Here is a 20,196-nt window from a genome sequence, read left to right as displayed (position 1 = left end):
CGCCCGGTTCTTTTCTGGAGGAACGATCATGGCGACAAAACATGTCGAAGCGCTGTTTGGCCCCTATGCCGGTCGCATCATCGCGCTCGACGAGGCCGATGCGAAGTCGGCGATCTCGGACGGATGGGCGCGCGACCCTTACGGTCCGGCAGCCGAAACAAAACAGGTCGACCACAACAAGGCGGCAGCGGCGGCGGAAAAGGCGGCGCGCAAACTGCGCGGCGAAGACGAGCCGTCAAAGCCGAAGGCAAAGCAGGAACAGACGGCAGCCGAAAAGGCGGCGACGCCCGAGCCCGAGAAGGGCGCAACCTACAAGACACGCCAGAGCGAAACGAAAGAATGATCGATGCCGGGGATCATTCAGCAACTGCTGAAACCATTCCGGCGGTCGTCCGAGCTGCCGCGCGAGGGTGAATATCGCGAGGGGCCCTGGGTGGTCATGAACCCCGATGGCGTCCTGCCGCAGGCATGGGGGCAATACTCGAACTTCTGGCAGATGGGATACGATCCCGTCTCAGGCGCTCGCGGGGCCGTCGTCGAGGCATGCGTCGCGGCCTATGCGCAGACCATCGCTCAATGCCCCGGCGACCATTGGAAGACGCTGCCAAACGGCGGGCGCGAGCGCGTGACCAATTCGGCGCTGTCCCGGATCCTCAGAAGCCCGAACGAATATCAGTCGCGATCCGACTTCGTCATGAACCTCGTTCGCGATCTCTATATCGAAGGCAACACCTACCATCTGGCCGAGCGCAACAACCGCTTCGAGGTCGATCAGCTGCACCCGTTTGATCCGAGACAGTCGAAGCCGGTGATCTCGACGGAAGGCGGCATCTTTTACGAACTCGCCGGAAACAACGTGCTCGAAAGCCAAGGCCGCGCCCGCGAATATGGCGTCGCCCCTGCCCGCGACGTGCTGCACATCAAGCTCGAAGCAAAACCCGGCGAACCGCTCGTCGGCATTCCGCCGCTGCGCCATGCCGAAATGGCCATAGCCGCGCAGGCGGCAATCGGATCGCAACTCATCAACTTTTTCAGCAACATGAACCGACCGCCTGGCGTCGTCGAAACCGAACTCAATCTTACCAAGGCGCAGGTGACCGAATTGCGCCAGCGCCTGAACGATGCGTGGCGTGGCGTCGACAATCTCGGCGGCGGTCCGCCGATCCTCACCAACGGCCTGAAATTCCGCGGCATCGCCATGAGCGCCAAGGAGGCGGAAGTCGCCGAGGCGTTGAAGCTGACGCAAAACGAAATTTTCATGGTCTACGGCGTGCCGCCAGCGATCCTCGGCCTCGCGGAGCAAGGCACGTTTTCCTCGACAGAAGCGCTGATGCAATTCTGGCTGTCGCGCGGGCTTGGCTTCGCCATCAACCATATCGAGGTGGCGTTCGACCAGTTCTTCGGCCTAAAGGGATGGCCCGACGAATATGTTGAATTCGATACGAGAGCGCTTTTGCGGGTGGCATACAAGGACCGAATCGAAGCCCTGGTGCGCGGCGTCCAGGGTGGCGTCTTCGCACCGGACGAAGCGCGCAACAGCGAGGATCTGCCGACGACTCCCTACGGCAACGAGCCGCGCGTGCAGCAGCAGGTGGTGCCATTGTCCGCATGGGCGAGGACAGCGGAACAACCGGCAACGCCAGCCGCGCCCGCGCCGCCGCCAGCAGCGGAGCCGGAAGAGCCGGAAGAGGAAAAACAGCAACTGGATTTCACGGCGTTCTTCGCTGGCATGGAGGACCATGATGGCTGGCGACCGCTTCAATGAAATGTTGCGCTTTCTCGGAACACGTTTCGCCGAGGAACGCGACCGGGTGAGCAATGCGGTGGCAGCCGTCATCGCCGAGCTCAGGGCCGAGCAGAAGACGATTGTTCTTGATCTTTCCGAACGTGTCGCGGCGGTTCGCGACGGCATGCCCGGAGCGCAAGGCGAGCGCGGCGAACAGGGCGAAAAAGGCGATCCCGGCCCGCCGGGTAAAGATGGGAACGACGGGGCACCAGGCAAAGATGGTGCGGATGGAAAAGAGGGACCGCCCGGAGATAACGGCAAGCGCGGCGAAAATGGCGAGCGCGGTGAACGCGGCGAAACCGGCGAGCCGGGACTTCAGGGTGATCCCGGCCCGCAGGGCGAAACCGGCCCGACCGGCCCTCAAGGCGAAAAGGGCGAACAGGGCGAAAAAGGCGATCCCGGCCCACCGGGTAAAGATGGGGACGACGGGGCACCAGGCAAAGATGGTACGGATGGAAAAGAGGGACCGCCCGGAGATCAAGGCGAGCGCGGCGAACGGGGTGAACGGGGCGAACGCGGCGAAAAGGGCGAGCGCGGCGATCAGGGCCTGCAAGGTGAAATGGGACCGCGCGGCCTTCGCGGCGAGACCGGACCGCCGGGACCGCGCGGCGAAAAGGGCGAACGCGGCGAGAAGGGCACATTCGAGCCGCCGAGCGAATGGATCGACGGCAGCGTCTTTCATAGCGGCCAGCTCGTCCATTGCGAAGGCTCGACCTTTTGTGCGCGCCGCGACACCGCCCGCCGCCCGCCGCACGACGATTGGTCGCCGGTCGCGTTAAAGGGCAAGGACGCTCACGCTGGCGAGGCGCGCGGGCTTTACGATCCGAAGGCTGGTTACCTGAAGCTCGACCGCGTCGCCTTCGACGGCTCCGAATGGATCGCCCGCCGTGACGATCCCGGCCCGCTTCCCGGCGACGACTGGATGCTCGCCGTTAAGGCAGGCAGCCGCGGCAAACCCGGCGAGCGCGGCCCGCCTGGAGCAAAGGGCGATCCGGGCATTGGCGTCAAGGGCGGCACCTGCGACGGCTTCACGCTGCGCCTGACGCTCGACGATGGCCGCGCCGTGATAGTCGATCTCTCACCGGCCTTCGACCGTTATCATCGGGAGCGCGGGGCATGAACGATCAGCCGCTTTCCTTTCGACGTCGCGCCATGGTCGGTTCCGGTTCCGAAGATCAGGTGGCGGTCTGGGATGCCGACGGCAGATTGTCGGGCAGCGACGCCCTGATCTTCGATGGGCAGAGAATGAAGCTGCTGGTCGACGACGAACCGCTGGTCGAGGATACGCCGCTCGACGACACCGCCTATGCGCGCCGCAACGGCGAGTGGGTGCCGGTCGCGCGGACATCAGGCGGCGGCGGTGGCGGCGGCGGCGATAGTGGCGAAGGAATCCCCGGTCCGCCCGGTCCACCGGGACCGCCGGGACCGCAAGGCTCAACGGGGCCACAGGGCGCCGTCGGCGCGGCTGGACCGCAAGGCGAGCCTGGTGAACCGGGAGCGCAGGGCAGTCAGGGCGAGCCTGGACCGCAGGGGCTTCAAGGGCCGCAAGGGCCGCAAGGCCAGCCCGGACCGCAGGGTGCGACGGGACCGTCGGGCATGGACGGCGTCTCAATGTATTCGGGCGACGGCGATCCGATCACGCCGGGGCAGGAATTCGGCGATACCTATCTCGACCGTTTGACCGGCCAGCTCTGGCAATGGGGCGGCGCTGGCATATGGGGCGACACCGGCCAGAATCTCACAGGTCCGCAGGGACCGCCGGGCGAAGGCGGCGGCACTGGTGGCGGCATCGAGGAAGCGCCGCTCGACAGCAAGAGCTATGCGCGCCGCAATGCGGCATGGATCGAGTCGATCACCAAGGCGGCGTTCGATTCCGGCATGGCGTCGAAGCTTTCCGACGCGCCATCGGACAGCAAAATCTATGCGCGCTTCAATGCCACATGGACCGAAACCGTCACGTTGACGAAGTACAATACCGACATCAGCGCGATCAACACCGGGCTCGCCGGGAAGATCAATGACGCGCCGAACGACACGAATATCTATGGGCGTCAAGGCGGCGCATGGGTGACGAGCGTTACGAAGGCGACCTATGACGCCGGGATTGCCGCACTGCAAACATCCATCAATAGCAAGCTCGGCGACGCGCCATCGGACGGCAAGATGTATGCGCGGAAGAACGGCCAATGGGTGGAAGTCGTCATTCCGGCGACGGTCGACAAACTCGGGGCGTGAGCGATGAAACTTGAGCGAATTTCCATCGACAGAAAGGCGCTCGCCAGCGAACTGCTGCCTTTGTTCAAGAGCCATTGCCGTGTCGAATTTTCGCGCGACGACGATTACCTGAAATCCGCGTTAACGCGCGCCTTCGATACCTTCGAGCGGTTGACGGAATTCCATGTGTTTGCCGCCAGCTTCGTTTGGAGCCTGCCCTCCGGCGTGGCGGGCAGCGTCGAAGTGCCGTTGCAGCCGATTGACGATTTCGTCGTCACCGATCAGGACGGCGGGGATGTTTCCGCCGACTTCGAGCTTGTCGGCACGGTCGGCACCGACCAGATGGAGCGGCAGTGGCTGCAGCCGGTTGCGGGCGCGAGCTGGCCCGCCTTAGCGGTGGTGACGCTTGCCACCGGCTACGAGACCGGAGCCGACCTGCCGCCTGGCATCCTCGATATTTGTTTCAGGATCGGCGCTTTCCTCTACGAGAACCGCGAGATGGTCTCGATCGGCGGTGTCGACGTCGCGCCCTATGCCAATTCCCTGATCACCGCCTATTGGGTGCCGCGCGCATGAATCCGATCGTCGTCGATCTGTCGCATCACAATTCCGAGCCCGACTGGCCGACGCTCATGGGCTTTGGCACCGTCGGCGTGATCATGAAGGCGTCCGAGGGCACGACCTATATCGACCCGACGTTTTTCGAGCGGCGCATCGACGCGCAGGCGGCTGGACTGCTGGTCTCGTCCTATCACTACCTGCATGGAGGCCAGATCGAGGCGCAGATGGCACACTACCTCGCCGTCGTCCTGCCCGAAGCGGGCGAACGCATTTGCATCGATCACGAAGCCGACGCCACGCTCGACGAACTGGTCGCGGCGGTGAAATACATTCGCGACTGCCGCCGAGACCTGCAGGTGACGGTTTATTCGGGCCATACCATCAAGGAACAGCTCGGCGAGTCGAGAGATGCCTATCTCGCGGAAAACACGTCACTATGGATCGCGCAGTACTCCGAGGACGCAGCGCCGACATGGCCTCAAGCCACATGGCCTTGCTGGTCGCTTTGGCAATATACCGACAGTGCTCCGGTCGCCGGTATCCCCGAGCCTGTCGACGGAAATCGCTGGAACGGGACGGAAGAGAGCCTCAGAGAATGGCTCGCGCCCGCCGCGCCAACCCCAGCGCCGGAACCGGCGATTGCGACGGTCTATGTGACGATCCAGCGACCGGCGGGCGTCGAGATCAAGGTGATCGTCGAGGAGGTCGAGCCATGAAGGCGGGTGTCATGCGCCACCGGGTGCGGGTCGAGCGGTTCACCACCGCAGACGATGCCATGGGCGCGGCCAAGAAGACATGGGCGTTGGTCGCCGAGGTCAATTGCCAAATCCTCGAAGCGGGAGCCGGTCGCGAATATTTCGCGACCGCCACCGAACTCGCCGAGGGCACCACCCGGATCCGGCTTCGCGAAATTCCCGGCCAGAGGATCGATCCGGCGTGGCGGCTGGTCGATGTCGACACCAGCGATGTCTACGAAATCGTCGAAGTGCAGCCGACGGCGAGCCGCAACGACTATCTGCTGAACTGCAAGCACGGAGGCGCGAAACGATGATCGAGAAGGATATCGTCGATCTGCTCGATGCTCGCCTTGCAGCCGAGGTCTACTACGGCATGCAGCCGCAGCCGCCGGACAACATTCCCGCGCCGCTGCCGGTGGTGATCGTCAACCGTGTCGCTTCGGTTTGGTATGGCGGTTTTTTCGGCACCGACACCGATTTGTCGCGCCCCGGCATTCAGGTGGATTATTACGACGAAACCGCCGAGGGCGCTCGCAGGCTCGCCGATCAGGGCCGCATCGCGCTTCGCGATCTGGTCGCCTCGTCGGCTGGCGGCGGACTGCTGGATTCGGAGATCTCCTATTATGACGAGGAAAGTCGCGGCTGGCGCGTCCAGCAGAGATGGGACATGGCGGACTATTCACCAGCGCTTTCCTGACATCGGCTATCCGCCGGAGGGTGACGAAATGGAAGAAAAGGACATTCCGAAAGGTGCGGTCCTGACCCCGCTTGCCGAACTCAGATGGAAGAAACGCGTCAAGGGCGAGCCGGTCCTGCAGCAGCGGTTCCATGTCGAGGGCGAGAAAACCGTCTTCTACCTGTGGCGCGACGTGTCCGTCGTGAAGGAGGACGAACCGAATTGAGCGACCGCCTGGACGAAGCGATGCTTGCCGTGACGCTGTCGTTTCCGATGGCAGCGGATCGCACCCGCGCTGCGCGGATTCTCGAAAAGGCATTGTTCGAACTTGTAAACAATCACGTCGAAACCGACGCGCTCGGCGCGCCGCGCAAGCCGCTTGTGATCGAATTCCGTTACATTGAATGGGGCGAGCTGCGGGTCGCGGTGAAGCAGGTGATCCGCGAGATCGGCATCAATGCCTTCGCGCATTCCTATGGTTCGGCCTCGCCGGAGTCGGTGATCGACGTCGTTAACCGCCGCAAGGAGCCGGGTGTAAAAACGCAGGCGCGCATGCTGCGACTCGTGACCGAAAACATCGCTGCGGGTCGAAACCGGCCAACAAAGTAAGGTCAGCCATGGCCGAGAACCATTCAATCTTCGTCCGCTATGAGCAGCACACAGATGTCATCTTGCGGGGTGAGTATAGTAGTCCGTTGCTTGGCGCGCGTCACGCTAACCCGAAAATTCTGACGTGCTTGGGTCATCGCGCCATTGCGCACGTTCGAGGTGATGATGCGATCTGGATTGGCAACGATCTTACGCTTGACGCGCCTCGGCCAGCCCTCGAAGATTATTACTTCGTCGAATTGCTTTCCCTTCGCCTTGTGCATATTCATCACGACCACTCCGGATTCGGGCTTGTGTGCCGTGGCAAAGTGCTCTTGCATAAATGACTGCCGGGTTATCGCCAAGGCGTTGCGATAGCTCCCAAAGTCTCGCCAGTCCTGAGCGAGCCCCTGTCGAAGTTGCGTTCCACGCTCAAGCAAGCGCACATTCCGCACCTCTTTGGCGACCTCTTGGAAGCGGGAACATGCGCCGCTCTCCAGCACCGCACGCAGCGCTCGCCAGTCCTTATCCGGATCGCCCGTTAGAATTTCCGCCATTGCCGCTTCGTAGACCAAAGCAGTCGCGTTCAACACACTATTTCCAGGCGCCGACCTTCCCTTGGTCAGACGTTCATTCCACTTTACCAATGCCCCTTGAAGGCGAGCTGCTTCGCCCATGTCCGTTTTTGTTGGCGCGTTACCACCGCGTCCGTGGAAATAGCTGCACAAGAGCCGCACGAGTTCGTCAAAGCTGCCGGGGTCGAGCCTTTTTTGCAGCAGAAAAGCGAGAATGTCCGCCGCGAGGATCGGCCCTTCCATGTCAACGGAAGCTGTATGACTGATTGCTGGCAAGTTGCCAAAAGGCTCGCGCAACACATCAGAAACTAGGCGCGTCATGCGTTTGGTTGGGACAAGTATCGCCAGTGACCAGTTGCGCTTGCCGCTATCAATCAAGCGTCTACGCGCTTGGAGCACCTGTGTCACCAAAGTCGCGAACGCCTGGTTGTTGTTCGATTCGAATCCCTCGCATTCGACTCCTTGGTAGTCGCCTTGGCGAAATCTTCCAGCTAAGATGTCGTTTCCGAACAACACGATTTCGGTATCTTTGCTGCGGTGGTTATCGCCAGCGAGATCGTGAATAGACGGATTGAAGGCTGCCTTGAAATGGTCCAGTCGCGCCGGATCAGCGCCGATAAAATCGAAAATGCGCTGCTCAGGGTCAGCAAGGGCGATGAGCGTGCTTTCCATCCCGAGAGCATGCACGACCCGCCATTGGTCGCGGCTCGTGTCCTGAAATTCATCCAGAATGATAAACGGATACATTGTGGAGATCAGCGCCCGCACCTTCTGTGATCCATGCAGCAGGGTTGCCACCCGATCTGCGAACAGGTCGAAACAGATCTTGCCTTCCGTCGCAAGCCGCATACGCTCAGCTTCTTCGCGTGATTTCTTCTCCACCTTCTCCTCGGGCGAGAGTCTTGACTGCGCCTTGTAGCCGTTACGCACTGAGGACAAAGCAATCGCCTCGTTTGGCGGCGTCAGAATCGTCATGCGCCGAGGAAGGCCGACGAGATAACCGTGGGTCTTCAGGATGCGCCAGAAGAAAGCGTGATAAGTATCGACTTCGATGCTCTGCTTCTCTTCCCTTGAGATTTCGTTTTCTTCGTCGATGGCCTCCAGCACACGCGAGACTGTTGCGCGTGCAAAGCTCAGAAAGAGAACGCGCTGTCCGGGACGTAGCGCCTCGCGCGCGATTTTGGCAGCTTTTAGGATTGAGACTGTCGTTTTCCCGGACCCCGGTCCTCCGGTAACGAGCTGATAACCGTCCGTGCGGATTACTTCCTTTTGCGCTTCGGTGAGGTCAACCATCGCGACCTAAGCCCTAACCGAAGACATCAGCAAACTGGTCTTCCTCGTCATCGTCGGGTGGCGGCGGAGGAGGATCGCACAAATTCTTCAGCGTGAGGCAGGCATCGCGTAGCCATTCCGGTATCTCGTCCTCGCTGCATTGAGCAAGGAATTCGGCGATGCCCCAATTACCCTTCGATTTGATGAAGTACTCCTTCAAGGCGGCAGCGGCCTCCGCCTTCGGATTGGGAAATTTCGCAAGCAGATGAGGCGGCCATGGAAGTGCATCCGCGAACCGTTCTAGCGCCTCGGCAGTGGTGTTGTTCAGGACTAGGTCTTCAATACCTTTCTCCTCGTGCATGAAAAGATGCTCGACTTGAGCCTCGATGGCAGCCTTGGCCTCTTCCGTTTGCTTGTCACAAATGGCGAACGTGCGCTTGCCAAGACTTCTATAGAGACCAGCGAGATCCGCGATTTGGCTTTCCGTGCCAGCGTCGATCACGCAGACACCCAGCGCTTCGATGGGCGCGTAAGTCGCCGGGTTCAACTCCGCCAATCTCCGCGCAGCGACGGGGAAGGATGTCGCCTCGGTGGCTCCCTCGGCGATAAGTACACGACGTGAAAGCAGGCCCTCGCAGAAACGCGTCCGAAATTCTTGTCTATAGCGCTTGTGCTTCACGCTATCCGGAAGTGTGATCCTAGACTGACCCAGGACCCCATCGTCAGAACGAGACAGAATGACGGTTTCGTCGAGGCTGAATTCTTCCAGAACATAGGGCGAATGTGAGGTGAAGATCGACTGCGCGGAGAGCTTGCGCAGTTCATGGACGATGCGCTTCTGCGCGTAGGGAGGAATCGCCGTCTCTGCCTCCTCCATAGCAAATATCACGTTCTGCTTATCCTCTGCGATTTGGGATAGCATCGCCAGAACCAGCATGTTGATCGTGCCCGTCCCTTGGCGAAAGAACGGTGCGGCATGGTCGCCGTTGCCCGTCGCAATAAATGCCGTCACAACCTTGCGCAAATGCTCGCGGGTTAGGCTCGAAACCTTGAGGTGCGGCTTCACACCCCATTCTCGGGGGACATACTTCTTCAGCGAATTGTTGATACTCTCAAGCACTCCCGAGATGCCCAGCGTCGGATCGCTTGCAACGTCGAAACTGGCGAGTGCCGAGATCGTGTCTTCCCACATCTGTGGGCGAATCTCCTTTAGACGCAAGATGATGTCGAGAAGACTCCCATGCTCTAGGCTAAGCGCTCGTGACCCTGTTCGCAGCGACCGCAGGAACAGGAATCCGCAGTGCTGTTTGTCCTTTTTTGAGAAGGATGTTGGGGTGTCGTCGTCAAGGCTGCGGCTGAAATAGGTCGCACCGTCGAAGTCGTCCTCGTCGGATTTGTATTCGCCGACAAACGTGAATCGGAGAGCGGCAGTAACGTCGGCGGCATCAACGCCCGCAGGGTCGGGTGCGTCATATAGTGCTCCACTGCTGGTGTTCAGCCATTCGATATGGTCGCCGAAGCGCGCCTGCTGCTCATCCGAGAGATTTGTTATCGTCACCTCAACATTGATCTTTGGTGCCACGGGAGGCCCGGCTCCGTCGCCGCCTTCCTCCACAGCAATCGCACGATATTTGCCTTCATAGAAATCATGTTCATCGACGGGTGGGCGTCGACTCAGCCTGTCGGGACCCAACACGAGATCAATGGCCTCAAGCAAGGAAGACTTGCCGGTATTGTTGTCTCCGATCAGGACCGCATGGTCAGGCAAGACCACTTTTGCGAACCGAATGCCCCTGAAATTCTCGACCTCTACTGAGTAAATTTTCATTCTTCGCCTTATGGATGATCGCAGTTCGATTCGTACCAAATGGTTGTATGTCTATCGCGACCTCACAACACACACAACATGCTGGATTTGTGAGGGTCTGTAAGGATGGTGCGCTATCGCATCCGCCTCACATTCCCAGACGAAACGCGTCGATGGACCGCCGCCCGATCTCATACGCGCATGCCTCGTATCGCTGCCGCGAGGCGTCGAAACCGTAAATTTTTCACAGTCAAATTCGCATCCGGAATAGGAATATTTTTCAGGGTGCTCCTCTTTCGCGAAAGGGACCGTCCCATGACGAAATTCACCGCTCAGGGAACCGAAGTGTACCTGCAGAAGATCGCTTCCCCCGCTCCCGCCGGCTACGCCGTGACCGGCGTCACCAATGCCAAACCCGCCGTCGTTACGGTTTCATCGACCGACATCGCGAATTTCGCCGACGGCCAGTTGGTCACCATGTCCGGCACCGGTTCGGCGCTCGAAGGCAAGACCTTTCCGATTGCCGCCGTCGGCACGCCGACCAATAGCTTCACCCTCGAAGGCTCGGATCTTTCCGGCAACACGACGCCGGTCACCGCTGGCAAGGCGACGCCGATCGCCGCCGCCGACCTTTTGCGCTTCTGTCTGGCGTCGTGGGAATGGGAAGTCGAGGCAGCCGATGCCATCGACGTCACCACCTTCTGCGGCTCGGAATCGCTCGCTGGCACACCGCAACCGGGCAACATCTCGATCGAGGGCTTTACCGATTTCGACGTCGCGGCGCAGACCGAATGGCGCAACGCCGTGTTCGACGGCCAGCGCCGGGTGATGGAAATCGTGCTTCCCGGCGACCGCGGCGAGATCGTCCTGCCGGTGACGATCTCCGGTTACACCATGACGATGGAGACCAACGAGGCCGTCTCGTTCTCCGGCGAGGCCGTCGTCAACGAAGTTCCCCTGTTCATCACCGATTGAGGTCTTGCCATGGGAACGCTCGACAAACTCATGGCGCGGCGCTCGGTCGTGGTGCCGGTCAGGATCGAAACCACCACTGGCGATGTGATCGCCTTCGAGGCCGAGCTGCGCGACCCGCCGCTGGGCGAAACGATGGTTCTCAATCTCGCTCAGGAGAAGGGCGATCTCTCCGGGCAGGAATACGGACTGCGGCTGCTGGCGAGCTTCCTCTGGATCGATGGCGAGCGCGTCACCTGGCCGAAGATGCAGGCGCTCGATTCGTCGATCGTCTATGCGCTGGCGATGCAGACGCAGCCTGCGATGAACCGGCTGATCGGTATCGATAGCGACGAAGCAGGCCAGCCGAAATCGAAAAAAAAAGGAAAGGCCGTCACCGCTGACGATGGCGGTGTACGGGCTGGCGCTGAAGCTCGGCATGACGGTCGAGCAGCTGACGCAGAACATGACGTGGCACGAGCTTAGAGGCTGGAGCGCCTATTTCGAGGCGGCAGCCGACGAGGAGCGCCGCAGGAAAGGCAAGGCCGCAATCGACGAGGATCAATCCGAGGCCGTCGATCTCGGCAGCGCCAGCAAGGAGGAAATCGCCGCCATCTTCGGCGCGAAAATCGCAACGAGGCACTGATGCTGAAAATCAAGGTCAATGCCGACGAGATCGTCGCAGCACTGGAACGGGACACGAAATATCTCGCCGAGAAGGAGATGCGTGGCGTCGTGGCCGAGGCTGCCAACATCATTCGCGACGACGCGGTGCAGAACGCCGTCGAGGTCGGTTATTCGGCCAAGGGGCCGCACCGCATGCCGTCGGGCCGGATCTATGACCGCAAGGGCCAGATCCCGCAGGGCATCTACGCATTCGTCGAGGCCAACAAGGGCTCGATCGTCTCGGCCAAGATCGCCTTCGACGCCGCAAAGGCTGGCGGTGCCTGGTACGCCCTTATCGTCGAATTCGGCTCGCGCTTCATGCCGCCGGTGCCGTTTTTCATGCGGGCGCTTTCCGAAAAGCAGGCCGACGCCCTCAAGGCCGCGCAGAAGCGGCTCTCCGAGGCCGTGGGCCGCATGCTGAAGTGAGGACCGGCGATGGCGAACAAGCTTGAAATCAATGTCGTCGCCGACACATCCGACGCGCAAAAGGGCATCAAGGATCTCGAAAAGGACATCGAGGCAGTCGGCAAGGCGGCGGAGGACACCACCAGCGTCGCGGCCAAGCAGGCGTCGCTGTGGGGCGATTCGCTCGCAGGCGTCAAGGCGGCGCTGCCGACGCCCGCCGACGCGAAAGGCATAGAGGCCATCGGCGACGCGGCACTCGTCGCCTCGCGTTCGACCGCAATAGTCGAGACGCGGATGCAGCGGCTCGGTCGGGTGATGTCGACCATGGGCCGCACGCTCGCCAGCGGGTTTTCGCAGGCCTTCACCGGTCTGGCGCGAGCCGGTCTCGCCGCCGGACGGCTATTGGGCACGGCAATCATGACCGGCCTGAAACTGACCGCCATCGGTGCGATCATCGCGCTCGGCTATACCATCTATCAGCAGTTCCAGAAGCTGTTCGACAAGATTTCCGGCGCGGCGGCAGCGAGCGCCAAGGCTATTCGCGATGCCTTTTCCGCTGGTCTCGAAGTCAGCCAGCTGCGTGCCTTCGAGGGTCTCGGCAAGGCGTTGGGCCTGTCCGAGGAAGCCGCAACCGACATGGCCCAGGCGATGGGCGAACTGAACGTCACCCTCCGCGAAGGCGGCGAACCGGCCCGCCAGCTCGCCGCCATCGTCAAGACGCTCGGCGGTGACCTGGCGGCGCTCGACCCGGCCAATGCGCAATCGGTGGCGAACTTCCTCTCCTCTATACAAGGCTCCTACAAGCAACTCGATGCGTTGCAGCAGAAGGCGGTGCTGGAAAAGCTGTTTCCGAGTGCCTCGGTCGAAACGCTGGCGCAGATCCATACCGCCCTCGATGGCGCGACGATCGATGTCGGCAAGCTTACCGAAGAGATCAGCAAGTACCAGAAGCAGGCGGCGGCCACCGATAAATGGAATTCAACCATGGCCGCGTCGTGGGAAAAGCTGACGACCGCTGCCGGTAATCTCTGGAACGCGTGGCTGGAACTGACCGGCATCGGTCAGGCCTTTCAGGAGGCAACGAACGCTCTGCCGGCGATGGTCAGCGCGATGGCCAACCACGTCAATGCGGCGGCGGAGGTCGTGCGCAACCTGCCGCAGCTGATCAGCAAAGCTGCCACCGAAGTGCTCGCCGCGTTCAAGGCAATGTTCGATCAACTCGTCCAGGCGGCAATCACCGGCTGGAACGCCGTGTGGGACGCGGCGGTCGGCGCGGTCAACGCCGGGATAGCCAAGGTCAAATCGGCGCTTTTGGCGTTTGCCGACTGGTTCGAAGAAAGGATGCGGGCGATCCGCGCTGCAGGGTCTGGCGCTGCCATCGGCGGCATGGTGCCACAACCGCAGCGGCAATCGGTGCCGATGCCGTTCGCAGGCGGAGGCATCGGTCTGCGGGCCGCAGGCGCTTTATATCAGAACCCCTACTCCGGCCTTTCCGGTCGCGCCGCGCCACGCGCCGCCAACAGCAATATCGGCACCGGTCTGACGGCGCAGATGGACCAGATCCTGTTCCGCTGGAAGGAATATGAAAAGCAGGTGGAGAGCGCGGCGGCGGCGACGCAAGCGGCCAGCAAGACGATCACCACCTCGATGAAAACCGCCTCGGCGGGCACCGACGAACTGGTGAGTTCGGCGACGGCGGCGAATGACAATCTATCGGCGATGTCCGAGACCGCCGTCGATATGAACAGCGAATTCTCGGCATGGGCCGAGGATGCCGTGATGGGCTTCGTGGATGCGGCCATTGCGGGCGAGGACTTCCGTGACGTGCTGGCGGGCATCCTCGCGGATCTGGCCAAGATGGCGCTGCAGAAGTTCGTGATGGGACCGCTGTTCAGTGGCCTCTTTCCCGGCGCTTCGGCCACGGCTCCGGCGGGACTGAACGCTGCAGCGGGCGGCGGTGGCACCATCCCCTACGGCCTCGATACTGCCGCCACCGGGCTCGGCGGTCTTGCCAACATCGCCGGACGCGGTATCAGCCCGACAGCCGGTGGCGAAACGATCAACAACAACATCGGCGATATCAATATCGACATGCCGCGCGGACAGGTGACGGCGACCACCGAGGACCGCAAGCGGCTCGGGCTGCAGATCGAGAAGGCGGTGCAGGCAATCCTCGTCAAGGAATCGAAACCCGGTGGCATCTTGAGGCAGGTGGCGTGATGGCGTTCGATGGCACCGACAGGGACTGGTGTCCGGCGCTTCCTGCGCAGATGGCGGACGGTTTTCGCCTGCGCGTCGCGCAGTTCGGCGACGGTTATGCCCAGCGCACGCTCGACGGCATCAATTTCCAGCGGCGTCGTTGGCAGCTGCGTTTCGAGATGAAGACCGACGACGTCATTGCCGACATGCTTGCCTATCTCGAAGCGCAGCGCGGCAATTCGTTTTCCTATTACGACCCGTCGTCGGGAAAATACTATCAGGTCAATTGCGACGAATGGACGGTCGACTGGCTGCGCGCCAAATTCGCCGCCAGCGGCAACCGCACCGAATTGCGCGGCACGCTCTCGGCGGAATTCGTCCAGGCTTTCGGGGTGACCGCATGACGACGGTCCGCTCCGATGTCACACAGCTTGGCGCGATGGAGATGGTCGAGATGTTCGTCTTCGACGCCATCGCCATCGGCGGCGGGGTGCTGCGCTGGCATCCGGGCACGACCATCACCAGTGGCGCGGTGATCTGGCAGGGCCAGACCTACAATCCGATCCCGATCATGGTGGACGGTTTCGAGATCACTGCGACCGGGAAATTGCCGCGGCCAACCTTGACGGCGGCCAACATCGGCGGCGTGCTTGGCAATTATCTGAGGTCTATCGGCGACGGCCTCAAGGCCAAGGTGATCCGCAAGCGGACGCTCGGCAAATATCTCGACGCGGCCAACTTTCCCGATGGCAATCCCTACGCCAATCCGGCGACCGCATTCCCGGACGAAACCTTCTATGTCGCCCGCAAGGTCAACGAGAACCCGATCTTCGTCGAGATCGAACTGGCGGTGAAGTTCGACGTGCATGGCGTCATGCTGCCGCGTCGACAGGTGATCGCCGGTATCTGCCAGTGGGCCTATCGATCCGCCGAATGCTCCTATGCCGGACCACCGGTCGAGGACATCAACGGCAATCCGACCACCGATCCCAATCTCGACCGCTGCCGCAAGACGCTTGACGCCTGCAAGGCGCGGTTCGGCAAGAGTGTACTAAGGACCTCGGCGTTTCCGGCGTCGTTGCTGGTGCGGCAATGAACGACATGTTCGAACCGTCCGACACCGCTCTTGCCGCCGCTCTCGCCCATGCCGAGGCATGCCAGCCGCTCGAATCCTGCGGCGTCATCGCCGAGGACCGGTTCTATCCGGTCACCAACCGGGCGACACAGTTCGATACCTTCGTCATGGACATGAAGGAATACGTGGCGCTGGCGAAGGAGCACCGGATCGACGCCATCGTTCACAGTCACGTCTATGGCCCGCCGGTCGCATCCGACGCCGACAGGGCGATGTGCGAGGCGACCGGCAAGCCCTGGCTGATCGTCTCGTGGCCACTTGGTTCTCATGCCGTCCTCGAGCCCTCTGGCTGGCGGGCGCCGCTGATCGGTCGCAAATGGGCGTGGGGAACGCATGATTGCTTCGGGCTGATCCGCGACGCCATCAAGGACTATGCCGGGATCGAGATTCCGGATTTCGAACGCAAGTGGCTGTGGTGGGAGCACGGCGAGGACATCATCACCACCCAGTTCAAGGACGCCGGATTCCACGAGGTCGAGGACGATTGGCAGCATTGCGACGTCATCGCCATGCAAATCTGGCCGTCGAACGTCGTCAATCACCTCGGGCTGTTCCTTTCCCCGAACGTCATGCTCCACCAGATGCTCGGTCGGCTGTCGGTGCGGGAGGTTTATGGCGGCGTCTACATGAAAGCGACGGTGCTGCATCTCCGGCACGAGACGCTTCAGGAAACACCCATCGAACTTCCGGCCAGCTATTCGCCATGGAGTGAGCCATGACGATGATCGACGTCCGGCTGCACGGCGTCCTGGCCGAACGATACGGGCCGGAGCATCAGTTCGCCATCAACTCGCCGCGCGAGGCGATTGCCGCGCTTGAGGCCAACTATCCCGGTTTCCGCCGCGACTTCCTCGCTGTCAAGAATTACGCGCTGATTTGCGACGGCGACTGGCGCGACGAGAAGAACTGTCCTGACGTGGCGAACGCGCCGGTCGCCAAGGAGATCGATATCTGCCCGGTCATCGAAGGGCGGATCGACCCGGTGTCGTGGATCGCGGCGGGCATCACGGCGATCTCCGGCGGCGCGATCACCGGAGTCGCGGCGACCGTCATTGCTGGCGGCATCACCGTCGGTCTGCTGCTCGGGGCATCGCTCTTACTGTCGCCGAAGCCAAAGCGACCGACCGGCGACGATGGCAACAAGAGCGAAAACTACATCTTCTCCGGGCCGGAGAACGTCACCGAGCAGGGCGTGGCGGTGCCGCTGATCTATGGCCGCTGCTTCGTCGGCTCGGTGGTCATCTCAGCTGGACTTGAGGTCGCCGACGACGTCACGACCGAGACCGGCAATTCATGGGTCTGGAACCAGATGGCAGCAGCCGCCGGTCTTCTGGACATGAGCTTCGACGATCCGGCGATGGCACGCGCTGCGCTGGTGCAGGAACCGCCCGCTGAACCGGAGGCAACCTATCCGCGCGGTCGAAGCCCGCGCTGGTGGCCGGAGAATGCATGATGAACCAGTCGCCGCATCATCCTTTTGTGATTGCCGGTCGCGGTGGCGGCGGCGGCAAGCGCGGACGCGGCGGCGGCGGCGGGTCCGAAGCGCCGAACTCGCTGAAATCGAGGCAGATCGCCCGGATCATCGATCTCCTGTCGGAAGGACCAATCGTCGGACCGTGGGATGGCGCAAAGTCGGTCTACTTCGATGGCGTGCCGGTGCTTGGCGACGACGGCACGCCGAACTTCGAAAACTGGACGATTGCCGGGAACTCCGGCTGGCCGGATCAGCCGGTGCTGCCGGGTTTCGCGCAGCAGCAGGGCGAAGTCGCGGTGTCGCTGCAGATCAAGAAGGGCACGCCGATCACCAGGACGATCCTGAACGGCGACGTCAACCGCTGCCGGGTCACCGTCTCGGTGCCGTCGCTGCAGGTGCAGAACACCACGACCGGCGACATCAAGGGAACGTCCGTCGTTTTCCGCGTCTATCTGCAATCGAACGGCGGCGGCTTTGCGCTGGTGACGGAACATACGATCAGCGGCAAGACGAACACCCGCTATCAGCGGGCGCTGGCATTTCCGCTGACCGGCGATCCGCCGTGGGACATCCGCGTCGAGCGCGTCACCGCCGACTTGACGAAGAACAACCTGCAGAACGATCTATATTGGGACAGCTTCACCGAGATCATCGACCAGAAGATCAATTACACGCTCTCGGCAGTGATCGGCTACACCATCGATGCCGAGCAGTTCCAGACGATCCCGAAGCGCGTCGTCGATTGCGGCGGGCTGATCGTCTCGGTGCCGGTCAACTATGATCCGATCACCCGCGTCTATACCGGCGCCTGGAGCGGCACGTTCAAGCAGGCGTGGACGGATAATCCGGCGTGGGTGCTTTACGATCTGGTGACGCAGAACCGCTATGGCCTCGGCGATTTCGTCTCGATCAACGACATCGACAAATGGGGGCTCTACAGCATCGGCCAATGGTGCGACGCGTTGGTGCCGAACGGGCGCGGCGGACAGGAACCGCGCTGGACGTTCAACGGCGTGATCTCGTCGCAGCAGGAGGCTTTCGATTTGCTGGCGGCGGTCGCCTCGGTGTTTCGCGGCGGGATGTATTGGGCTGGAGGCCAGATGGTCGGCATGGCCGACAAGCCGTCCGATCCGGTGGCGCAGTACACCAACGCCAACGTGCTCGACGGCGCGTTCTCCTACCACGACGCCGATATCTTCGCCCGCAAGACCCAATACCTGGTGCGCTGGAACGATCCGACCAATCTCGGCGAGCCGCGACGGGCGCTGGTCGAGGACCAGACCGGCATCGCGAAATTCGGCATCAAGCGCGACGAGATCATCGCCATCGGCTGCACGTCGGAAGGACAGGCGCAGCGCGTCGGCGAATGGGCGATCTATACCGACGTCTATGAGGGCCAGACGGTCGACTTCGTGCCGGGGCTTGAAGCGGCATGGGCGCGGCCTGGCGACATCATCCAGATCGCCGATGTCAATGTCGGCGGCGAGCGCCGGGGCGGCAGGATCGTCTCGGCGACGACAACGGCGATCACGCTCGATGCCGCCGTGACGCTGATTGTCGGCCAGACCTATTATCTTTCCTGCATCCTGCCGGACGGCGCGGTCGTCACCCGGAAGGTATCGACCGGCGGCGGCTCGCATACGAAGTTGACCGTTGCCGCCTTCGCCCAGGCGCCGCTGAAAGACACGGTCTGGGTACTGGCCTCCTCCGACCTGCAGCCAACGCTGTGGCGGGTGCTCACCGCGCGGCAGACTGACACGGACCGTTACGAGGTCGTAGCGCAGCGGCACCTTCCCGGCAAATGGGACTACATCGAACGCGACAAACCGCTGTCGCAGCCGGACATCTCCAATATCGGCATCATCCCGCCGGTCAAAGGGCTCAACGCCAAGGATTATCTGGTGGTGCTGTCGCCTATCTCGCTCGGCGTCCGCATGCTGATCTCGTGGCAATCGCTGGCACCGGTATTCGATCTCGCCTATCGCCCGGTCAACGGCAACTGGATACGGGTGCGGGTCGACCAGACGGCGCACGATGTCGAGGTCGAGGAAGGCGATTACGATATCTGGATCACGCCGTTGAACGTCATCGGTCGTCGCGGCGTGACGACGAAAATCCGCTACACCGTCGTCGGCAAGGTCGCGCCGCCAGCCGATCCGGTGAACTTCCGCATCCAGCTCGTCGAGAACGTGGCGATGTTCCAGTGGGCTCCGGCCACCGAGATCGACATGATCATCGGCGGTTCCTACGAGATGCGCTATTCGCCGCAGACGGCTGGCGCGACATGGGCGTCAGCGGGCACGGTGCTGACATCGATACCGGGCACTGCCACCACCGTCGAACTGCCTTATCGGCGTGGAACCTACATGCTCAAGGCCCGCGATGCCGGTGGTACGTACTCGGCCACTGCCGTCGCCGTCATAACGAACATCGTCGGCGCGACACAATCGTTCGTGCGGATTTGCGAACAGCCAGCATGGCTTGGAACCAAGGTCAATTGTAAGGTCCAGCTGCCGCAGGAATGGCTGATCATCACCGACGAACAAGCCGGTCTCGGCACATATACCTTCAAGAATCAGATCGACATGGGTGGCGTCTTCCCGGTCGTTCTCTCGGTCGATATGCTGGCCTTTCCCTATTACGAAGGCGACGTCTTCATCGATGCACGTCCCGGCCTCGTCGACGACTGGCAGAGCTGGGATTCGGCGATCGACGACGGCGAAGGCATGGTTACGGTGCAGGTCCGCCAGACCGATGGCGATCCGGCGTTGGGCACCTCGGTTTGGAGCGCCTGGACGCAATTCATCGCTGGTGAATATGTCGCTCGCGGTTTCCAGTTCCGGGCATTGATGGATGCACCACCCGACCAGAACGTCGCCATCGAACAACTCTGCATCATCGCCGACGTCACCGCCAAGCAGGAATCAGGTGCCGATACCGTTTGGCAACCGGCGAAGCAGCGGATCAATTTTCTGGTGAAGTTCAAATACGTTCCGGCGGTTTCGATTGCCATCCAGAACGCTGCGCTCGGCGATTTCTTTGTCATCTCGAACAAGAGCAACACCGGTTTCGATCTGGAACTGAAAAACTCGACGGGAGCGATCATCACCGCAGCGCGCACCTTCGACTGGATCGCCGCAGGCTACTAGG

At 61.8% G+C, this 20,196-nt stretch carries 23 protein-coding genes; 20 read left to right on the top strand and 3 right to left on the bottom strand.

The window, feature by feature from the left end; all coding sequences use genetic code 11:
- Positions 1–28: 28 nt before the first annotated feature.
- Positions 29–343: a hypothetical protein gene (locus JOH52_RS11885; protein ID WP_014529185.1), complete on the top strand. Its 315-nt coding sequence runs from the start codon at positions 29–31 to the stop codon at positions 341–343.
- A gap of 3 nt (positions 344–346) precedes the next feature.
- A complete protein-coding gene (locus tag JOH52_RS11880) occupies positions 347–1,765 on the top strand; it encodes a phage portal protein (protein ID WP_014529184.1) in 1,419 nt (472 codons plus the stop codon).
- Here the strand turns inward: JOH52_RS11880 and JOH52_RS35020 are convergent.
- A complete protein-coding gene (locus JOH52_RS35020) occupies positions 1,710–2,339 on the bottom strand; it encodes a hypothetical protein (protein WP_234705611.1) in 630 nt (209 codons plus the stop codon). The genes JOH52_RS11880 and JOH52_RS35020 overlap by 56 nt on opposite strands.
- 6 nt (positions 2,340–2,345) lie before the next feature.
- Here JOH52_RS35020 and JOH52_RS35015 point away from each other — a divergent pair, with 6 nt between their 5' ends.
- The 8 genes from JOH52_RS35015 to JOH52_RS11840 are packed head-to-tail and all read left to right on the top strand — an operon-like array spanning position 2,346 to position 6,583.
- Entirely contained in the window at positions 2,346–2,906 is a 561-nt protein-coding gene (locus JOH52_RS35015; protein ID WP_234705610.1) for a collagen-like domain-containing protein, read from the top strand.
- On the top strand, positions 2,903–4,021 hold the full coding sequence (locus JOH52_RS11870) for a collagen-like domain-containing protein (protein ID WP_014529182.1): 1,119 nt from the start codon (positions 2,903–2,905) through the stop codon (positions 4,019–4,021). Before JOH52_RS35015 ends, JOH52_RS11870 begins: the two co-directional genes overlap by 4 nt.
- Before the next feature lie 3 nt (positions 4,022–4,024).
- On the top strand, positions 4,025–4,576 hold the full coding sequence (locus JOH52_RS11865) for a head-tail connector protein (RefSeq protein ID WP_014529181.1): 552 nt from the start codon (positions 4,025–4,027) through the stop codon (positions 4,574–4,576).
- Positions 4,573–5,277, top strand: a complete 705-nt coding sequence (locus tag JOH52_RS11860; RefSeq protein WP_014529180.1) for a glycoside hydrolase family 25 protein — start codon at positions 4,573–4,575, stop codon at positions 5,275–5,277. Before JOH52_RS11865 ends, JOH52_RS11860 begins: the two co-directional genes overlap by 4 nt.
- Entirely contained in the window at positions 5,274–5,612 is a 339-nt protein-coding gene (locus JOH52_RS11855) for a head-tail adaptor protein (RefSeq protein WP_017271698.1), read from the top strand. Before JOH52_RS11860 ends, JOH52_RS11855 begins: the two co-directional genes overlap by 4 nt.
- Positions 5,609–5,995: a hypothetical protein gene (locus JOH52_RS11850; protein ID WP_017271697.1), complete on the top strand. Its 387-nt coding sequence runs from the start codon at positions 5,609–5,611 to the stop codon at positions 5,993–5,995. Before JOH52_RS11855 ends, JOH52_RS11850 begins: the two co-directional genes overlap by 4 nt.
- A 28-nt stretch (positions 5,996–6,023) precedes the next feature.
- Positions 6,024–6,200 (top strand): hypothetical protein, encoded by a 177-nt coding sequence (locus JOH52_RS11845; RefSeq protein ID WP_017271696.1) that lies wholly within the window; start codon positions 6,024–6,026, stop codon positions 6,198–6,200.
- Positions 6,197–6,583: a hypothetical protein gene (locus JOH52_RS11840; protein ID WP_017271695.1), complete on the top strand. Its 387-nt coding sequence runs from the start codon at positions 6,197–6,199 to the stop codon at positions 6,581–6,583. Before JOH52_RS11845 ends, JOH52_RS11840 begins: the two co-directional genes overlap by 4 nt.
- 23 nt (positions 6,584–6,606) lie before the next feature.
- Here the strand turns inward: JOH52_RS11840 and JOH52_RS11835 are convergent, their stop codons facing one another.
- Complete coding sequence (locus tag JOH52_RS11835) at positions 6,607–8,430, bottom strand: UvrD-helicase domain-containing protein (protein WP_014529177.1); 1,824 nt, start codon at positions 8,428–8,430, stop codon at positions 6,607–6,609.
- Positions 8,431–8,443: 13 nt separating this feature from the next.
- Positions 8,444–10,237, bottom strand: a complete 1,794-nt coding sequence (locus JOH52_RS11830; RefSeq protein WP_014529176.1) for an ATP-dependent nuclease — start codon at positions 10,235–10,237, stop codon at positions 8,444–8,446.
- Positions 10,238–10,531: 294 nt separating this feature from the next.
- Between JOH52_RS11830 and JOH52_RS11825 the strand changes: the two genes are divergently transcribed.
- The 10 genes from JOH52_RS11825 to JOH52_RS11780 are packed head-to-tail and all read left to right on the top strand — an operon-like array spanning position 10,532 to position 20,195.
- Complete coding sequence (locus tag JOH52_RS11825) at positions 10,532–11,191, top strand: hypothetical protein (RefSeq protein ID WP_107010516.1); 660 nt, start codon at positions 10,532–10,534, stop codon at positions 11,189–11,191.
- A gap of 9 nt (positions 11,192–11,200) precedes the next feature.
- A complete protein-coding gene (locus JOH52_RS11820; RefSeq protein ID WP_014529174.1) occupies positions 11,201–11,653 on the top strand; it encodes a hypothetical protein in 453 nt (150 codons plus the stop codon).
- Complete coding sequence (locus JOH52_RS11815) at positions 11,607–11,813, top strand: hypothetical protein (RefSeq protein ID WP_020479474.1); 207 nt, start codon at positions 11,607–11,609, stop codon at positions 11,811–11,813. Before JOH52_RS11820 ends, JOH52_RS11815 begins: the two co-directional genes overlap by 47 nt.
- Positions 11,813–12,259: an HK97-gp10 family putative phage morphogenesis protein gene (locus JOH52_RS11810; protein WP_014529173.1), complete on the top strand. Its 447-nt coding sequence runs from the start codon at positions 11,813–11,815 to the stop codon at positions 12,257–12,259. Before JOH52_RS11815 ends, JOH52_RS11810 begins: the two co-directional genes overlap by 1 nt.
- A 9-nt stretch (positions 12,260–12,268) precedes the next feature.
- Positions 12,269–14,458, top strand: coding sequence for a hypothetical protein (locus tag JOH52_RS11805; protein WP_014529172.1), 2,190 nt, complete (start codon positions 12,269–12,271; stop codon positions 14,456–14,458).
- Positions 14,458–14,841 carry a phage tail protein gene (locus tag JOH52_RS11800; RefSeq protein ID WP_014529171.1) on the top strand — a complete coding sequence of 128 codons (384 nt, stop codon included), beginning with the start codon at positions 14,458–14,460 and terminating at the stop codon, positions 14,839–14,841. Before JOH52_RS11805 ends, JOH52_RS11800 begins: the two co-directional genes overlap by 1 nt.
- Positions 14,838–15,533 (top strand): phage minor tail protein L, encoded by a 696-nt coding sequence (locus JOH52_RS11795; RefSeq protein ID WP_014529170.1) that lies wholly within the window; start codon positions 14,838–14,840, stop codon positions 15,531–15,533. The genes JOH52_RS11800 and JOH52_RS11795 overlap by 4 nt, the downstream gene beginning before the upstream one ends.
- Positions 15,530–16,291, top strand: coding sequence for an NlpC/P60 family protein (locus JOH52_RS11790; RefSeq protein WP_014529169.1), 762 nt, complete (start codon positions 15,530–15,532; stop codon positions 16,289–16,291). Before JOH52_RS11795 ends, JOH52_RS11790 begins: the two co-directional genes overlap by 4 nt.
- Positions 16,288–17,025, top strand: coding sequence for a tail assembly protein (locus tag JOH52_RS11785; RefSeq protein ID WP_014529168.1), 738 nt, complete (start codon positions 16,288–16,290; stop codon positions 17,023–17,025). Before JOH52_RS11790 ends, JOH52_RS11785 begins: the two co-directional genes overlap by 4 nt.
- The gene (locus JOH52_RS11780; protein WP_014529167.1) at positions 17,022–20,195 is read left to right on the top strand and encodes a TipJ family phage tail tip protein; all 3,174 of its coding nucleotides are present in this window, start codon (positions 17,022–17,024) and stop codon (positions 20,193–20,195) included. Before JOH52_RS11785 ends, JOH52_RS11780 begins: the two co-directional genes overlap by 4 nt.
- Position 20,196 lies beyond the last annotated feature (1 nt).

The sequence above is a fragment of the Sinorhizobium meliloti genome, assembly GCF_017876815.1.
Taxonomy (GTDB): domain Bacteria; phylum Pseudomonadota; class Alphaproteobacteria; order Rhizobiales; family Rhizobiaceae; genus Sinorhizobium; species Sinorhizobium meliloti.
Note: the sequence above shows the minus strand (reverse complement) of the source record. Positions and strands in the feature narration are given on the sequence as shown.

Excerpts from the sequence above, each read along its gene's own strand:
- JOH52_RS11785 (WP_014529168.1), top strand. The coding sequence starts at position 16,288 with ATGACGATGATCGACGTCCGGCTGCACGGCGTCCTGGCCGAACGATAC.
- JOH52_RS11865 (WP_014529181.1), top strand. The coding sequence starts at position 4,025 with ATGAAACTTGAGCGAATTTCCATCGACAGAAAGGCGCTCGCCAGCGAA.
- JOH52_RS11870 (WP_014529182.1), top strand. The coding sequence starts at position 2,903 with ATGAACGATCAGCCGCTTTCCTTTCGACGTCGCGCCATGGTCGGTTCC.
- JOH52_RS11805 (WP_014529172.1), top strand. The coding sequence starts at position 12,269 with ATGGCGAACAAGCTTGAAATCAATGTCGTCGCCGACACATCCGACGCG.
- JOH52_RS11830 (WP_014529176.1), bottom strand. The coding sequence starts at position 10,237 with ATGAAAATTTACTCAGTAGAGGTCGAGAATTTCAGGGGCATTCGGTTC.
- JOH52_RS11835 (WP_014529177.1), bottom strand. The coding sequence starts at position 8,430 with ATGGTTGACCTCACCGAAGCGCAAAAGGAAGTAATCCGCACGGACGGT.
- JOH52_RS11795 (WP_014529170.1), top strand. The coding sequence starts at position 14,838 with ATGACGACGGTCCGCTCCGATGTCACACAGCTTGGCGCGATGGAGATG.
- JOH52_RS11860 (WP_014529180.1), top strand. The coding sequence starts at position 4,573 with ATGAATCCGATCGTCGTCGATCTGTCGCATCACAATTCCGAGCCCGAC.
- JOH52_RS11880 (WP_014529184.1), top strand. The coding sequence starts at position 347 with ATGCCGGGGATCATTCAGCAACTGCTGAAACCATTCCGGCGGTCGTCC.
- JOH52_RS11845 (WP_017271696.1), top strand. The coding sequence starts at position 6,024 with ATGGAAGAAAAGGACATTCCGAAAGGTGCGGTCCTGACCCCGCTTGCC.
- JOH52_RS11800 (WP_014529171.1), top strand. The coding sequence starts at position 14,458 with ATGGCGTTCGATGGCACCGACAGGGACTGGTGTCCGGCGCTTCCTGCG.
- JOH52_RS11815 (WP_020479474.1), top strand. The coding sequence starts at position 11,607 with ATGACGGTCGAGCAGCTGACGCAGAACATGACGTGGCACGAGCTTAGA.
- JOH52_RS11810 (WP_014529173.1), top strand. The coding sequence starts at position 11,813 with ATGCTGAAAATCAAGGTCAATGCCGACGAGATCGTCGCAGCACTGGAA.
- JOH52_RS11780 (WP_014529167.1), top strand. The coding sequence starts at position 17,022 with ATGATGAACCAGTCGCCGCATCATCCTTTTGTGATTGCCGGTCGCGGT.
- JOH52_RS35015 (WP_234705610.1), top strand. The coding sequence starts at position 2,346 with ATGGGACCGCGCGGCCTTCGCGGCGAGACCGGACCGCCGGGACCGCGC.
- JOH52_RS11825 (WP_107010516.1), top strand. The coding sequence starts at position 10,532 with ATGACGAAATTCACCGCTCAGGGAACCGAAGTGTACCTGCAGAAGATC.
- JOH52_RS11855 (WP_017271698.1), top strand. The coding sequence starts at position 5,274 with ATGAAGGCGGGTGTCATGCGCCACCGGGTGCGGGTCGAGCGGTTCACC.
- JOH52_RS11790 (WP_014529169.1), top strand. The coding sequence starts at position 15,530 with ATGAACGACATGTTCGAACCGTCCGACACCGCTCTTGCCGCCGCTCTC.
- JOH52_RS11885 (WP_014529185.1), top strand. The coding sequence starts at position 29 with ATGGCGACAAAACATGTCGAAGCGCTGTTTGGCCCCTATGCCGGTCGC.
- JOH52_RS11850 (WP_017271697.1), top strand. The coding sequence starts at position 5,609 with ATGATCGAGAAGGATATCGTCGATCTGCTCGATGCTCGCCTTGCAGCC.
- JOH52_RS11820 (WP_014529174.1), top strand. The coding sequence starts at position 11,201 with ATGGGAACGCTCGACAAACTCATGGCGCGGCGCTCGGTCGTGGTGCCG.